Genomic DNA, 17,062 nt, shown 5'->3' with positions numbered 1-17,062 from the left:
AGAACCGGAAATCCTAAGGAAAGTAGATTAAACCAAGGAAAAACTTTAGGAGGAACATAAGCATTCAACAAAGTACCTAACAGCAAAAACAGAATGCCAAGATGTATAATCAGGAGTATAAGTCTGAAAACCTTCACAAGATTATTTTAATTGAACCTGTATAAATGCTTTTTCCAGTTTCTGGCCAGCAGCCACCCAACCAAAGCGCCTCCTACGTGAGCCAGATGGGCAATGCCTCCTCCGTTTCCTGAAACACCAAGATATACGGAGATAACAACAATAATAGGTAACAGGTATTTTACTTTAATAGGAACCGGAATAAACATAATCCCAATTTTGGAATCAGGATATAATGTAGCAAATGCAGCCACCACTCCGAAAATAGCTCCGGAAGCACCCACCATAGGTGTTGCAACAATCCCTTTTAAGCTGTCCAATAATTCTTTTTGTTTTAAAATAGAATCTGTATTTCCTGTAAATTCAACACTTGCTCCGGACATATATGCATTTACATTAAATCCTAGCTGCTGCAGTTCACTTGAAAGTTGCTGGGCTTCCACAAAATTCCACGCATTAAACAGAAAAAAGGCCCCTAAACCACTTGCAAAATAAAGGATAAGGTACTTTTTATCTCCCAATGTTTGTTCCAAAATAGGCCCAAAACTAAATAGCGTCATCATATTAAACAAAATATGCATAATACTTCCATGCATAAACATATGGGTAATGATCTGCCATGAATGGAAGAAGGGAGAAAGTGGATAAAAACCTGCCAGGTAACCAATAACCTGATTTCCCATTAAGGATGTAACAATAAAAACGATTACATTGATTATGATAATATTTCTTGTTATTGGTGGTATATTGTTAAACATAATTTTTAAAATTTGTTTTTAAAATCATTAAACGGAACTTCATAGAAGCATCTTTTCCCGTCAGGTAAAAACTCTGGGAAACCTAATGCTGTAAAATCTTTGATAACCTGTTCCGCATCTTTTTTATAAATAAAGTCAAATCTTGACTTAGACTGCATTTTATTCCATTGGTTATGGTAGTATTGCAAAAACTCTTCTTCTGTTTTATAATCCAGAATTTCAAAAAGGTTTTCCAGAAACTTCATGGCCTGTGTTTCTTTCAACCCTTCAGGAAGGGAATCAATACGCAGCACACTTTCATGAGCAATTTTCATGTCAAACCCTAATTCCGGAAGATATTTTTTGATCGAATTGTATTTATTTTTTTCAATCTCATTCATATGATACTCCAGAGAGAAGAGAAGTGCGTGGCTGTTTGTATTTGATTTTCTGGAAGATTTGTTGTTCTCAGAAACCAGCAATCTATGCATTCTTCCTAAATCCAGCATCAGGGTTACATCTCCTTTATTGAAAAGCCAGTATCCGTTGGGAAGCCTCATTAAATCTTCATCAAAATCTTCGTCTTCAAATAAGTTGATCTTTGAAGGCTCTGCCGTAATATTCTGATGATACATTTCTGTAAGGTTCTGAATTTCTTCCGGATGTACCACATTTTTTTCCTCAAGGAAAGGGTTATAGTCTTTGTCTACGATAATTTCCGGCATTTTGATAACCCCACTTCCACCTCCACTATTGCTTTTACTCGGAATAGGCTTATTCATCATTTCATCCAGCTCAGGATCTCTGTCGAAATCAAGGCTTGGCGAAACATTATAAATCCCTAAGGATCTCTTAATGGTTGAACGCAATAAGGCAAAAATAAGGTGCTCATCCTCAAATTTCACTTCTGTTTTCTGCGGATGGATATTGACGTCTATTTTCTCCGGATCAAGCTCCAGGAAAAGGAAAAACGAAGGCACATATCCTGGTTGAAGCAGTCCTTCAAAAGCTTCCTGCACTGCTTTATTGAAGTATGGACTTCTGAAATATCTGCCGTTTACAAAAAGAAATTGCTCTCCTCTTGCTTTCTTAGCGCCTTCAGGCTTTGCAACAAAACCATGAAGCTTACACCAGATAATATCTTCTTTGATTGGAATCAGAAGCGGCTGCAGCTTTCTTCCGAAAACATCTACAATACGCTGCATCTGACTCCCTTTTCTTAGCCTGAAAACAGCTTCATCATCATGAAACAATGAAAACTCCAGATTCTCATGAGCCAGGGCCACACGCTGAAACTCATCAATAACATGCCTGAATTCGATATTATTATTTTTCAGAAATTTTCTTCTTGCCGGAACATTATAAAAAAGATTTTTTACTAAAAAGTTTGATCCTTCTGCTGTCTGAACCGGATCCTGAAACTGGAAAACGCCTCCTTCAATATAGATGTTGGTTCCTATGGATGTATCTTTCTGTTTAGTTCTCAGCTCAACCTGTGAAACAGCAGCAATAGACGCCAAAGCTTCACCACGGAATCCTTTTGTAGCGATCTTAAAGATATCTTCTGTTCCTTTGATCTTGGATGTAGCATGTCTTTCAAAAGCCATCCGGGCATCTGTTTCAGACATCCCTTTACCATCATCCACCACCTGTATAAGATTTTTTCCGGCATCCCGGATGATCAATTCGATTTTCGTTGCATCTGCATCTATAGCATTTTCCAAAAGTTCCTTCACAATGGATGCAGGTCTCTGCACCACTTCTCCTGCTGCAATTTGGTTGGCTACATGATCCGGTAAAAGCTGAATAATATCTGACATAAAAACGTAAATCAACTTACAAAAATAGTTAATGAAAACGGGAATTAAAATACTAAAATCGTGATTTAATATTTAATTATCAACATTTTTACCTATTTATCCCCATCCGCTTTTTTTACTGTTTGTAACGAAGGACTTTAGCGACTTACTTGTTCTACTCGGGATTTGCCTTTTTTCAGAGTTATGAAAGTACGATCAATCCTTAATAAACTTCCTCATCTTATATCCTCTTTTCAAAAAAAAACACCCCTATTCTATTATAAAATAAGGGTGTTTACAGCTAGTTTATACAAAAAATTAATAGTGATGTATCGATTTTAGTCTTCAAAAACAAGTTTTCTTTTCTTGTCTCTTTTAGGAATTCCATGGATTTTCTCATATAAGTAAGCCAATAGGTTCGGCTTTTTATAAATCCTGTTGTATCTGTATTTCGTATTGAAATGTCGTACATGAATTTTATATGCATCATATCCGATAACAATTAAAAGGCATATACTGATTACATAAAACACTCTGAATTCCAGATAGTAATATGTTAAACCTGAAAATACTGCTCCAAGAACATAGGCAAGCATAATACTCATCAATAGCTTGGCTCTTCCAATTAACTCACCATTTCTTCTGTACTTTTTCTGGGTAAACATAGACACCAGGATTCCCAGATCGGTTGTAGTACCGGTAAGGTGGGTTGTTTTTACAGAGAAGTTGGAGATACTTGCAGTCAATCCGTTCTGTAATCCCGTTGCAAAAAGCATCAGGGCTACGAGATATTCTGTTTCTTCCAATGTTTTCTGGTAATACAGTTGTCCGTACACACCTACAAACAGAAGACATATGATTTCCAGCACAATGGGCATTGCGTGGGCAAAATATTTACTTTTCTTATTGAAATTGATTACAATAAAGTTGGACAGGAAACTTCCGAAGAAAAACAGAAAGATCCATCCTCCCACTACCGCAACCTGTGACCAGTTTCCTTTACTGATCTCTGCTGCCAGAATAGCGTAATGTCCTGTTACGTTTGATGTAAAAGAGAGGAATATCAATAGGGATGCTATATTTATAGTACCTGCGGTAAATGCAGTCAGCGTCCCCAATCTGATATTGTCTCCCAGTGTCCTGCTGTTACTATAATTTCTTAACATTTTTTACTTTTTTAGTTGGTTCATTTATGTTTTTTAGACCTCTACAAAGATCTCTGCCAGTCTTCCTCTTTCCGGAAGGCTTTCTCTTACTTCAACTGTAATTTCATGAGACTGCAGTTCTTTGCATTTTTTGATATAAGGAATAAGATCAAATTTTCCTTTTCCTTTACTTTTAATAGACGGAGCATAATAGGCTTCCTCAATATTTTCTGCTTTTACATATTGATTGAATGTTCTTTGGAAACTTCCTGTAAAAATGTCACAGATAACTTTTTTAACCAGATGAGGATATTTATTCTTGATTATTTCATAGGCCTCACAAAATTCTACAGGTCTTATCTTATTGAAGATCGAAGTTTTAGTATTAAATAAAAGCTCTCTGATAGAATCTCCGGAATCATATCCGGATGTAAGAAGAATATTATATTGGTTCTGATCTTCCGATGCGTCCTTCTCTTTAAGTATTTTTTTCAATATGTTCAATGACTCAAGAGAGTAATCCGTTGCAATTAAAATTGTTTTAGCCATGTTCTTTATTATTTTGTATTGTGTTTATCTTTTTTGATGATACAAAACTAGAACGGCCAGATTAGAGGACCTTTGGAACAGAATTAAAATGTGATTAAAGAGATTAAAATGAGATTAGAAAATTGTTAAGGGGAATTAACATGCGAAAAAGTGAAATTGTAAAACGGAGAAATGGTGAAACAGCGAAAAAAGGCTTTTTGCAAATTCGCGATTTAGCTCTTTTGCTTTCTACCTTTTTTCCTCTTTATCCTTTTGCTTCTTCTCCCTTCTGCATACTGTAAAAGTTCGGGAAACGCATCTGTACCGTAGTTCCCTGGTTTTCATGTGAACTTACGATCAATTCGCCATGATGCATCCTTACGATGTTTCTCGCCAGAGGAAGGCCAATTCCGTACCCTTCATAATTATTGGTATTGGAAGCTCTGAAAAACGGATCATAAATTTTGTTCATCTCCACTTCCGGAATTCCGATCCCGTTATCCTTTACAATGATATATACATCGGAGTCCGTCGCTCCCAATGAGACTCTAACCTGTTGAAAATTAGAATATTTACATCCATTACTAACGATATTAGCTACCGCAAGATGCAGGAGCTGCTCATTCCCCTGTACTTTCAGCTTTTTAGGATTATCCGGGAGCATACTGATATCCAGATAGATATTATTTCTTGAATCAATTCTTCTTAGGGTTTCAATAACATCCCAAAGCAGCTGATCCATTCTCACCTTATCCATTTTCTGGATCTTGCCATCAAATCCTGTTTGGGCAATCATTAATAAAGCTTTGATCTTTTTATCCAGTTTTTCGGCTTCATCCAGAATAATCCCAAGCGTTTCTTTATATTCCTCTGCCGTTCTGCTGATGGAGAGCGCAACATCTGCTTCTCCCATAATGGAAGTGAGAGGTGTTCTCAATTCGTGGGATACATTTCCGATCAGGTGATTCTGAGTTTCAAAAGACGTCTCAATTCGGTTAAGCATATCATTGAAAGTATCTACCAGTTCGTTCAGTTCCTTATTATCCGGCTGGGATTCCAGTCTTAAATGAAGATTTTCGGAACTGATTTCCTTTACCTTTCCTGTAATTTTTAAAATAGGCCTGAATAAAGTTTTTGACAGATAAAAGGAAAAGATCATACTGAAGAACAAAGAAAGAACAATACACGTAAGCAATGTTCTTTTCAGGAAACCAAGATAATAGATCACATAATGATTCTTTGCAGATGCAATGGCGATATAATCTTTATCATCATATTTAAAACTTTGTCCTATATAATAGAACTCTTTGTCATTATAATTCGCCTCACCCTCTTTGATTATTTTTTTAAAGAAATAATCCGGAATATGAACTTCCTGCGATATTTTTTTGAAATTGGAATCTGTAGGAACCCCAAAAACATAATCCTTTTCCATAGGCAGCTCTTCATCATTCAGGCTGCTGAGAATATAATTTTCAGGAAGATCAAGATGATCCTTACTTTTTTCAATCTGCACAATGGTTGCCGTACGGATCTTTAAAAGTTCATAAAACCTCTGGTGAGAAAAGTTAACGATTGAAAAGTAAACCAAACCACTGAACAACAAAATGATGGCGGTAAAAACCAACATTAAAAGTACCATCGTTTTGGTCTGATTTGTAATTACTTTATTAAACATTCATTACGTTTTTTTCAACACGTACCCCATCCCTATCACTGTATGGATCAGTTTATTGTCATCCTGGTGGTCCAGCTTTTTTCTTAGATAATTTACATAAACATCCACAACATTAGTTCCCAGTTCATAATTCACTCCCCATACAGCATCCAGAATTTCGGCTCTGGAAATTACTTTTTCAGGATTATTAAGAAAGTATAGTAATAGCTTATATTCTGTGGAAGTAAGGGTAATTTCGTCTCCGGCACGGGTTACTTTTTTTGTGTAATCGTTCACTGTAAGATCTGAGAAATGAAATACATGTTCATTGTCAGGCTCTGCTTCAACCGTTTCCTGTGGGCTGTTATTATTACTCCTTCTTAAAAGAGATTTTACACGGGCAACCAGTTCAATAAATTTGAAGGGCTTTACCAGATAATCATCTCCCCCGCTTTCCAGCCCGAGAACAATATTTTCGGATGTTCCCAATGCCGTTAAGAATAAAATAGGAACACTTTGATTTGTTTTTCTTATTTCTTTACATACATCCAGACCATTCATTTCCGGAAGCATAATATCCAAAATTACCAGATCGAAGTCATTAGCCTGTACCAATTGTACACCTGTACGCCCGTCAAAAGCAACAGAAATTTCATAGCCGTTTTCCTGAAGTCCTTTTTTAATAAAAGAAACCACACTGGTTTCGTCTTCGATGAGAATAATTTTTTTCATAAATGAAATAAGGAGTTTTACAAAAATAAGGAAATTTTCTTGTGATGGGCAAGAAGACTGAGAAAGCTGAGAAAGCGATAGGGTAAAATCGCAGATTAGTAAAAAAACTTTTATTATTTCGTCCTTTTACCTCTTAACGGTTTGATCCTTTCAATAATAATTTTCAATGAATTGATTCTCTCCTTTATACAATCTACAAAGAATAATATTACCTTTGCTTTTCATATAATCACGAAAAATAATTCAGGTTAAATTACACAGAGTATGAATGACTTTTTAATAGGTATCGGAAAGAGATTAAAGGATATTAGAAAAAAGAATAATTTAACCATTAATGAACTGGCCTTTAAAGCCAATGTGAGCAACGGCCTTGTTTCCAGGATCGAAAACGGAAGAACGATTCCTTCGCTTCCTGTTTTATTGGATCTGATTCAGTCTCTTGAGATTGATGCCAGTTATTTCTTTGAAGGTGTAGAGAAAAAATCTAACGCCAAGTTTATTTATGTTCCAAAAGAAAGCCAGCAAGTCATAGAAAAAGAGGTTGAAGCTGAAGGGTTTAAATATATGCATATCTTCAGTAAAAGTCTCCATTCTTTAGGTTTTGAAGCGGTGTTACTAACTCTAGAGCCAAATTCGAAAAGAGAAAAAGTCATTACTGATGCCTGGGAATTTAAATATATACTGAAAGGAGAAGTAAAATATGTAATTGATAATGAAGAAGTCATTCTAAAAGAAGGGGATTCTTTATACTTTAATGGAAAGTTTCCACACGTTCCGGTAAGTATCAGTGATGAAAGCTGTGTAATGCTGGTGCTCTACTTTTATACTGCATAGTCATTTTTTATAGGTGCATATCTTTTAAAACGCAAAGCCTTATTTTCCATGCGTAATATTTTAAGGAGACAAAGATCAAAATCAATAAAATTGATTCTTTTTAAGCGAACGCTATAAAACCCTCCTTCATCAACGACCACGTCAACATCTTTGCTCACTTTAATAAAATATTCAACCCATAAAACTTTGCGTTTAATAAATAACTATTGAGATTATTTTAAAGCAAAGCTACACATCTTTTCAAACGCAAAGCCTTATTTCCCATACGTAATATTTTAAGGAGGCAAAGATTGGAATCAATTTCATTGATTTTTTCTAAGCGAACGCTATAAACTATCCTTCATCAGCGACAACGTCGAAACCTTTGCTCACTTTAATAAAATATTCAACCCATAAAACGTTGCATTTAATAAATAACTATTGAGATTATTTTAAAGCAAAGCTACACATCTTTTCAAACGCAAAGACTTATTTCCCATACGTAATATTTTAAGGAGGCAAAGATTGGAATCAATTTCATTGATTTTTTCTAAGCGAACGCTATAAACCATCCTTCATCAGCGACAACGTCGACACCTTTGCTCACTTTAATAAAATATTCAACCTATAAAACTTTGCGTTTAATAAATAACTATTGAGATTATTTTACAGCAAAGCTACACATCTTTTCAAACGCTAAGCTTTATTTTTCATGCGTAATATTTTAAGGAGGCAAAGATTGGAATCAATTTCATTGATTTTTTCTAAGCGAACGCTATAAACCATCCTTCATCAGCGACAACGTCGACACCTTTGCTCACTTTAATAGAAGATTGAACCCCATAAAACGTTGCGTTTAATAAAAACATAAAATATTTCAAAATTTTCATCACTTCAGATAGGTCTTTATTGTATATCTTTTACATTTATTTACTTCCACATATCTTATTGAATCCTACGAAAGTTTACAAATATGCAACTTTTGCTTTTTTATTTTCTTCTTAAATGAACGGAATATTAACTAAAACAGATGCTTTTTCATGAAGTATTCCCATCTACCACTTTTACCCATTATTTACAAAAAACGTTAACACAACGAATTTAAACTACCTTTCATTCCGTTTTTACTGCTCTTTTTGTATACTTTTCAAAGTAAAATAGGTGTAACAAATAGTGTTTATTTGTTAATCAATACTTAATACGAAATATTTATATATATTAAAATTATTAGCGTGATTTGCATAAAAAATTTAATATATGTAAAAATGAAAACAACATTAGAGAAATTACTTACCCTTGTTTTTGTCTGTTTCATTATTTTTGTTTCAGCGCAGAAGCAGTTAATTATAGGAACTGTTCTTGACGACAGCCAGCCCCTTCCGGGAGCATCAGTCAAAATAAAAGGTCTTTCTAAAAATACGACCACAGATATTGACGGAAAATTTACCATCAATGATATAAAAGAAGGTCAGTATAACCTTCAGATTAGCTACATCGGATATGAATCATCAGATATCAGTGTTGATTTAAAACCGGGAGAAACGTTTGATTTGGGAACTGTAAAGCTTTCCCAGCAACGAAAAAACATTGACGAAGTTGTAGTGACAGGAACTTTGAAAAACACGGAAGCAAGAGCTTTAAATCTTCAGAAAAATGCCATCAATATTACCAATGTTATTGCTTCAGACGGTATCGGAAAATTACCGGACAGAAACGCAGCAGAAACGGTACAGCGTGTACAGGGAGTTTCCATTGAAAGAGATCAGGGAGAAGGAAGATTCGTTTCTTTGAGAGGACTTCCACCATTCTGGGCATCAACAACCATCAACGGAAACAGACTTCCTACAGCAGAAGAAGAGACTACTTCCAGAGCTACGGCTTTCGATTTTTTTCCTACGGAACTGATCTCCTATGTGCATGTCAATAAATCCTTTACTCCGGATATTGAAGCTGACGGAATTGGCGGCGGCGTTAACTTTATCACTAAAACGCCTCCAATGAAAACAGAATTTAAAGCGACTATAGGAAGCGGGTACAATGCCAAATCAGACAAAGGAGTTTACAACCTTGGATTGTTGTATGGTGGAAGAACAAAGGATAAAAAATTCGGTTATTTATTCAACTTTGCCCACTTTATCAGAAACTGGTCTACCGATAATTTTGAAGCGAGAAGAAGTGGAGACCAGGGTGTTTTCAGACTGGAACTTCGTGATTATAACGGTGTCAGAAAAACAACAGGAATCAATACTGCTTTTGAATATGTTTTATCTCCAAAAACCACTTTCTATCTGAAAGGAATGTATGGAACACTTTCGGATGATGAAACCCATTACAAACACAGAATCAGATTTGATAAGTTCAGTTCTGCAAATAATACGGCAAGAGTTGAGCTTCAGAATATCCATAATTTATTGATCACGGAGCTTACTTCCGTGTCCTTAGGTGGAGTTCATAATTTAAATAAAGGAAAAATCGACTGGGATCTATCTTATTATGATAACAGATTCAAATATGGAAATATTCCTGATAAACAGAACAATTCTTATTATGTTATCAAGTATACCCAATCCGGAGTAGGCATCAACCCTGATTATATTTCTGATCACGGAAATGGGCCAAGAGCTTACTGGAAAGCAGATGGCGGCAAATTAGATTATAAAAATCCGGATGCTTTATTTGGTTTCTACAGCGATCCTAATTTTAAAATGGATGCTTCTCAGATGAGATTCACAGACTTGGAATTTTACAAGGTTTTTGTAGAGGAGAAGGATAAAATTGTAGCGGCATTCAACCATGAAATTAACGCTTCAGATCAACTAACATTGAAATATGGTTTTAAGTACAGAGATAAGGAACGTAATGCAAGGTTTTCTGATATTTTCTACAACTGGAGCAACGGAACGGCACCTCTTTTATCTGACTATTCTCAATATATTACAACACAAGCCCATGGAACTCAATATTTAAGTGAAATGAACACCCACATCGGGAATACTTTCGGGCCGGTACTTTCTACTACAGGAATGAATCAGTTCTGGTTCCAGAATCAAGGAAATCTAAAAATCAATCCTGCAGATTCTGAAGCATTAGAATACAATAAGGCTTTGGGAAGAAACTTCGATGTATTTGAAAAACATGCAGATGCTTACGGAATGGCAACTTATAAATTGAATGACAAAATCACAATTCTTGGAGGAGTAAGATTGTCAAATACCAATACAAAAGTAAGAGGATACAGCGTGATTGATGATGTTTTAACACCTGTTGAAAATACTAAAAACTATCTGGCTGTTCTTCCGATGATCCATTTAAAATATACTTTGAATGATAAGACCAACCTTCGCTTTGCAGCAACAAGAACCTTTTCAAGACCTAATTTCGGAGATCTTACTCCGGGAGGAACTTATATTGAAGCGGATAATGAATTCAAAGGAGGAAACCCCAACCTTAATCCTACTTATTCATTGAATTTTGACCTGATGGGTGAATATTATTTTTCCAATGTCGGAATTCTGAGTGGAGGTGTTTTCTATAAATCCATTACAGATCCGATCTTTCAGGATTCGTTTATCGGAAATTATAACGGAATCAGCGGAGTACAGTTTACAGCTCCAAATAATGGAAATGCAGCCTGGTTAGGAGGTATAGAATTAGGTATCAATAAAAGGTTTGACTTTTTACCGGGTTTCCTTCAGTATTTCGGAGTACAGCTTAATGCTACTTTCATGACTTCTGAAATGGAAAAACCAAGTGGCAGAAAGGTGGCGCTTCCCTATCAGGCAAAAGAACTTTATAATGCACAGCTTTTCTTTGAGAAAAAAGGATTCAATGCAAGGCTTGCATACAACTACAAAGGAAAATATGCAGTGGAATATGCTGAAGAGGATATGAATGACACTTACTATGGTAAATACAGCAATCTTGATTTTGGAGGATCTTATCAGTTTACAAAGTACCTGACCTTGTATGCAGATGTAAACAATATTCTGAACAAACCGCTGATCTATCATTTCGGTAAAAATGAAGACCGCCCTGAGCAGGTAGAATACTACGGAGTAAGATTCAATCTTGGTGTAAAACTGAACTTCTAAACCAAAACAATGGCAAGAACCATCAATAAAAAAACTTTAGTAACACTGAAAGCTGCTTTTGCCGCTTTCGGTGTTTACTTCTGCATGTACGGTTTCAGAAAACCTTTTACTGTAGCATCTTTCGAAGGCCTTTCATATTTCGGGGTAGATTATAAAATCCTGATTATCATTGCTCAGGCTATCGGATATTTTGTTTCAAAATTCATCGGTATTAAATTTATTTCCGAACTGAAACCTAAAAAAAGAATTACTTACCTATTCACCTTCATTGTGATCGCTGAACTTGCCCTGCTGGGATTTGCGGTGGTTCCGGCTCCTTACAACATCCTGTTTATGTTCATCAATGGTATTCCGTTGGGAATGATCTGGGGTATTGTATTCTCCTATATTGAAGGACGTAAGACAACAGAAATTATCGGTTTATTTTTATGTTCGAGCTTTGTGGTTTCTTCGGGATTTACAAAATCTGTAGGGAAGTTTCTGATGGATACTTTTCATATTTCTGAATTCTGGATGCCTTTTTCAGCAGGACTTGTCTTTATTATACCCTTGATTCTGTTCGGATTGCTTTTAAACAGAATTCCAAAGCCTACTGAAGAAGATATTTTGCTTAAAAATAAGCGACAGCCATTGAATGGTACAGAAAGAAAAGCTTTGGTTTATCAGTTCTTTGTTCCGATTGTATGTATTATCTTTCTTTACATATGTCTTACCGTTTTAAGGGATTTCAGAGATAATTTCAACCGAGAAATCTGGGACGGGCTTCATTTTACTTTTGACAGCTCTATTTTTACCTTAACGGAAATTCCTATTGCTGTGATGGTATTGGTGATTCTAAGCTTTATGGTAAAAGTAAAGAACAATAAAAAAGCGTTTGCTTATTATCATTATATTCTTTTTGCAGGAATTATTACGGTAGGGCTTTCTACTTACTTATTCCAGCAAGGCTCATTATCTCCGTTTTTATGGATGACTGTTTCCGGATTTGGAATGTACATCTGTTATATTCCTTTCAACGGAATTTATTTTGACCGGATGATTGCTGCTTTTGAAATTAAGGGCAACGTGGGATTCCTGATCTATATTGTAGATTCGTTCGGTTATCTGGGAAGTGTACTGATCCTTTTATACAAGAACTTCGGCTCTGCTCAAACTTCGTGGCTTAATTTTTATATTCAGTTAAATTATATTATTGCAGTCACAGTTTTAATTCTTTCGGTGATCGCTTTTCTGGCATTCAGAAAAAAATCAAAACCGAAATCAAACTCTAATTCTAATCAATTCATCAATTTCGATACGTCGAAAATTTTATAAATAATCGTAAAATGACAACAAAATTTGATTTACTCGTTGTGGGAGGTGGAATTTTAGGAACATTCCATGCATATCATGCGCTAAAGAGAAATCTTAAGGTAGCTTTACTGGAAAGAAACTCTGTTCCTCAGGGTGCAACTGTAAGAAACTTCGGGCAGGTGGTTCCATCCGGAATGGATCTTAAATGGCAGAATTTCGGAAGAGAAAGCCTTGCAATATATAATGAACTTCATAATCAGGCTGATCTTACCATCAGAAAAAACGGATCTGTATACATCGCTTCCAATGATGAGGAGCTTCAACTGATTGAAGAATTATTTGAAATTAACAGAAACAATGATTACGAATCTGTTTTATTATCAAAAGGAGACTGTATCAAGAAATTTGACGGTCTTCGCTCCGATTACTGTAAAGGCGGTTTATTCTTTCCTCAGGAGTTATCTGTGGATTCTGCAGATATGATTGTAAAGCTTCATAAACTGTTGCAGGAAAAAATGGGACTTCAGATCTTTTACAACACAACGGTTCTGGAAACCCGTGAGGACGGCCAGAAATGTACAGCTGTAACAGCAGACGAAACGGAATTCCATGCATCCAAAATCATTATTTGCGGCGGACATGAATTTAAAACATTATATCCAACCGTATTTAATGAAAGCGACCTGGAAGTAAGTAAACTGCAAATGCTTCAGACCAAACCTCAGGGGATTTATTCTCTTCAGGGAAATATTCTTACCGGCCTTTCAATCAGAAGATATGAATCATTCAGTGAGTGTCCTTCTTTTCAAAAGATCAAAGCCCTGGAAGATTCCAACTCATTTGAAAAGAAATATGGCGTTCATATTTTATTCAAGCAAGCGCTAGACGGTTCTGTGATTCTGGGAGATTCTCATGAATATGCTGATGCTAAGAATGCTGATGATCTTGGATATGATCTTAATATGGAGATTGATGAATTTATGATCCATGAAGCAAAAAAGATCATTGATCTTCCTACCTACGAAATCCAAAGAAGATGGTTTGGGGTATATTCCCAGTGCAAAACCAAAGATATTTTTGAGCACAGCCCATCCCCCAATATCCACATTGTAACCGGTATCGGAGGAAAAGGAATGACAGGAAGCGGTGGCTTCTCCAAATTTAATATTGAAAAAATATACGCATAAATTGAAAATGAAAAATATAGAATTACTCGTTCTGGATATGGCCGGAACAACAATTGATGAGGACAATGTAGTTTATAAAACCCTTACGAATGCTGTTAACGATTATGGCTATGAAGTAAGCCTGGACAGGGTATTATCCAGCTGTGCAGGAATGGAAAAACTGGAAGCCATCACAAGTCTGCTGAAAGAAATTAATGGTAATGAAGAGGATGCTCCCGCTATTTTCGAAAACTTTTCAGATCAGTTGAAAGAGTCTTACCAAAACCTTGAGGTGAGACCCATCAACGGAACTGAAGACTTTCTTCTTAAAATGAAAGCTCAACATAAAAAGATCGTTTTAAATACCGGTTACACTTCTGAAATTGCCCTCCAGCTTTTAAGTAAACTCAACTGGAAAGAAAATGTTCATTTTGATGCTTTAATTACAGCCGATGATGTTTCCGAAAGCCGGCCAAGCCCGGAAATGATCCATCTTGCTATGAAGAAGTTTAATATTGACCAGCCCGATAAGGTTCTAAAAGCCGGTGATTCAGTAATAGATATTGAAGAAGGTAAAAATGCCGGATGCGGACTGACAATTGCCGTACTTTCCGGCGCTCAGAGCAGAGCAGAGCTGGAAAAGGCGGCCCCGGATTATATTCTGAATACAATTTCTGAGGCTGAAGGTATTCTTTAACAACTTCTTTTCACCCTGAATTATTAATTCAGCCTCATTTTTTTAAATACTTGATGGCACAAATGTTTTCACAGATCATACGATTGAAAATGTTTGTGCTTTTTTACCACCTCTTCAAATCTAAGATTTGGCGCCCTTTCGGAAAAGAGGAATATAGGATCTTCGTTGACGATTTCTCGAAAATAGTAGATTTCCAGGAAGTTTACGGGATGTTTAAAAAACTTAGCCGCCACTTAAAAAATAATCAAAGTATTTTTAAGCTTTTGTGACTTTTACGGTTTTTACTACTCTCGTTTACAGGAACTTTTTAATTATCAATTAATTAACCTTAGGTTCATATAAGTTTACAAATAGTAAACTAATTTTACAATAATTAAAAATAAATTACTATTTGTAAACTTTTCTTTTTCAAAACCCTTTATCCCATGAAAACAAAACTATTCTCAATGGCTATTGTAATGAGCTGTTTCCTTGGAGCTCAAACTAAAAAAGTCCTTTTTATCGGTATTGATGGATGCCGTGCTGATGTAATGATGTCTACCCCGACTCCTAACATTCAAAACCTCATCAATCATTCTATTTATTCTCTGGACGGGCTTTGTGCTGCCACTACCTGGAGTGGAAACGGCTGGAGTACAATGCTTACCGGCGTATGGCACACCAAACACAATGTTCAGGACAATAATTTTACCAACCCAAACTATGTAAATTACCCTGATTTTCTATCAAGAGCTGAAGCTTTTAATCCGGGTCTAAGAACCATTTCATTGGCACACTGGGCACCTATCAATGATAAGATTGTTCAGAATGCAGATGTAAAAACCAATCTTGCCACAGATCTTGCTGTAAAAAACGCGGCTGTAAATGCTTTGCAGAGTGATAATCCTGATATTCTTTTTGTGGATTTTGATGATGTAGATCATGCAGGACATTCTTATGGATTCACATCAAGTATTCCACAGTATGTGTCTTCTATTCAGACAACGGATGCTTATATCGGGGAAATTGTTGCTGCTATGAAAAACAGAGCAACCTATAATAATGAAGACTGGCTGGTGGTACTCACCACCGATCACGGGGCTGTAGAAACCTCTCACGGAGGAGGAGCTCTTTCTGAGAGAAATATTTTTACGGTGTATTCCAATCCTGGGTTTACACCTCAACAGATCAGCAAAACGATATTGGAATCCAACAAAACATTCAACCAATTGAACTTCCCAGCAGGAACATATGCAAAACCAACTAATCAGACTCCTTTTAATTTCGGGACTAATCAGGATTTCACTATTGAATTCTGGGTAAAGCCCAACGTTTCTTATAGCAGTGATCCGGTAATGGTGGGTAATAAAAACTGGGCGAACGGAAAAAATAAAGGGATCATTTTCTCGGGATATTCCGGACAGACCTTCAAACTGAATATAGGAGACGGAACCAACAGAATTGACCTTGTAGGCGGGAAAGTGGAAACGAATAAATGGAAACATATTGCAGCCAGTTTCGACAGAGATGGTCTTGTAACTCTTTATGAAGACGGTGTTCCGGTAACTTTTGCAAAAATGAATTCCATTGGAAATATAGATTCAGGGCTTCCTTTGACCTTAAACCAGGATGGAACCAATACATATGGAATCAATCTTGCGGCATCCTACAAAGATGTCAGAATATGGAAATCTGCGCTTCCTAATGATGTAATTGTAAACTGGGCGAATCAGGATATTACTCCTTCACATCCTTATTACAATCAGTTACTAGCCAACTGGAAATGTAATGAAACTTCCGGAAACACGCTGGCAGATGCAAGTATTAATGCTAATAATATGACAATTACAGGATCTCCTTCTTATAATGCAAATACTACCAATAACTTCAAGGTTTATGATTATACCTCAACAACAAGAGAAACTGACCATTTCCCAACCGTTTTGAACTGGCTTTGTGTTCCGGTACAGTCTTCTTGGGGAATTGATGGAACCAACAGAATTCCGGCCTGTTCCAACGAGGTTCTAGCCAATAAAGAAATCAAACCGATAGCAGAAGATTTTAAGGTATTCCCAAATCCTGCTTCTACAAGTATAAATATCCACTATCAATCTGAAGATAAAGAAATTAAGACAGAAATCATTGATGCGAAAGGATCGGTTATTCTTACCAATCATTTAAAGTCTTCACAGGGCTTTTATAATGAAAAGCTTAATATTGAAACCCTTCCGTCCGGAGTGTATTTCATTAAGATTACCGGAAACAAAAGTTCGCGTTCAAAAACTTTTGTAAAGAAATAAAACAGTAA

12 protein-coding genes are annotated in these 17,062 nt (G+C 36.0%); 6 read left to right on the top strand and 6 right to left on the bottom strand.

The genetic code is table 11. From position 1 onward, the window contains the following. Nucleotides 1-146: 146 nt before the first annotated feature. The 6 genes from F3J23_RS20450 to F3J23_RS20425 form a co-directional block, all read right to left on the bottom strand. Nucleotides 147-875 (bottom strand): rhomboid family intramembrane serine protease, encoded by a 729-nt coding sequence (locus F3J23_RS20450; protein ID WP_167033231.1) that lies wholly within the window; start codon nucleotides 873-875, stop codon nucleotides 147-149. A gap of 5 nt (nucleotides 876-880) precedes the next feature. After that, nucleotides 881-2,674 carry a DNA mismatch repair endonuclease MutL gene (gene mutL / locus F3J23_RS20445; protein WP_167033229.1) on the bottom strand — a complete coding sequence of 598 codons (1,794 nt, stop codon included), beginning with the start codon at nucleotides 2,672-2,674 and terminating at the stop codon, nucleotides 881-883. Nucleotides 2,675-2,991: 317 nt separating this feature from the next. Next, the gene (locus tag F3J23_RS20440; RefSeq protein WP_167033227.1) at nucleotides 2,992-3,819 is read right to left on the bottom strand and encodes a YoaK family protein; all 828 of its coding nucleotides are present in this window, start codon (nucleotides 3,817-3,819) and stop codon (nucleotides 2,992-2,994) included. A 33-nt stretch (nucleotides 3,820-3,852) separates the two neighbouring features. Beyond that, nucleotides 3,853-4,347, bottom strand: coding sequence for a hypothetical protein (locus F3J23_RS20435; protein ID WP_167033226.1), 495 nt, complete (start codon nucleotides 4,345-4,347; stop codon nucleotides 3,853-3,855). Between the two features lie 244 nt (nucleotides 4,348-4,591). Further along, the gene (locus F3J23_RS20430; protein ID WP_167033224.1) at nucleotides 4,592-6,004 is read right to left on the bottom strand and encodes a sensor histidine kinase; all 1,413 of its coding nucleotides are present in this window, start codon (nucleotides 6,002-6,004) and stop codon (nucleotides 4,592-4,594) included. 3 nt (nucleotides 6,005-6,007) lie between these two features. Next, a complete protein-coding gene (locus F3J23_RS20425) occupies nucleotides 6,008-6,715 on the bottom strand; it encodes a response regulator transcription factor (RefSeq protein WP_167033222.1) in 708 nt (235 codons plus the stop codon). Between the two features lie 264 nt (nucleotides 6,716-6,979). Between F3J23_RS20425 and F3J23_RS20420 the strand changes: the two genes are divergently transcribed. The 6 genes from F3J23_RS20420 to F3J23_RS20395 all read left to right on the top strand — a co-directional run bounded on the left by F3J23_RS20420 (nucleotide 6,980) and on the right by F3J23_RS20395 (nucleotide 17,054). After that, entirely contained in the window at nucleotides 6,980-7,549 is a 570-nt protein-coding gene (locus F3J23_RS20420) for a helix-turn-helix domain-containing protein (RefSeq protein WP_120232272.1), read from the top strand. Nucleotides 7,550-8,793: 1,244 nt separating this feature from the next. Continuing rightward, nucleotides 8,794-11,619, top strand: a complete 2,826-nt coding sequence (locus F3J23_RS20415; protein WP_167033221.1) for a TonB-dependent receptor — start codon at nucleotides 8,794-8,796, stop codon at nucleotides 11,617-11,619. A 9-nt stretch (nucleotides 11,620-11,628) separates the two neighbouring features. Next, entirely contained in the window at nucleotides 11,629-12,933 is a 1,305-nt protein-coding gene (locus tag F3J23_RS20410) for a DUF5690 family protein (protein ID WP_167033219.1), read from the top strand. A gap of 11 nt (nucleotides 12,934-12,944) precedes the next feature. Then, nucleotides 12,945-14,099 carry a TIGR03364 family FAD-dependent oxidoreductase gene (locus F3J23_RS20405; RefSeq protein ID WP_167033218.1) on the top strand — a complete coding sequence of 385 codons (1,155 nt, stop codon included), beginning with the start codon at nucleotides 12,945-12,947 and terminating at the stop codon, nucleotides 14,097-14,099. Nucleotides 14,100-14,106: 7 nt separating this feature from the next. After that, nucleotides 14,107-14,775, top strand: a complete 669-nt coding sequence (locus tag F3J23_RS20400; protein WP_167033216.1) for an HAD-IA family hydrolase — start codon at nucleotides 14,107-14,109, stop codon at nucleotides 14,773-14,775. A gap of 425 nt (nucleotides 14,776-15,200) precedes the next feature. Next, nucleotides 15,201-17,054: an alkaline phosphatase family protein gene (locus F3J23_RS20395; RefSeq protein WP_167033214.1), complete on the top strand. Its 1,854-nt coding sequence runs from the start codon at nucleotides 15,201-15,203 to the stop codon at nucleotides 17,052-17,054. Nucleotides 17,055-17,062: the final 8 nt, after the last annotated feature.

Source organism: Chryseobacterium sp. Tr-659 (genome assembly GCF_011752975.1).
Taxonomy (GTDB): Bacteria; Bacteroidota; Bacteroidia; order Flavobacteriales; family Weeksellaceae; genus Chryseobacterium.
The sequence above is the reverse complement of the archived record's forward strand: the minus strand, read 5'-3'. Positions and strand labels throughout refer to the sequence as shown.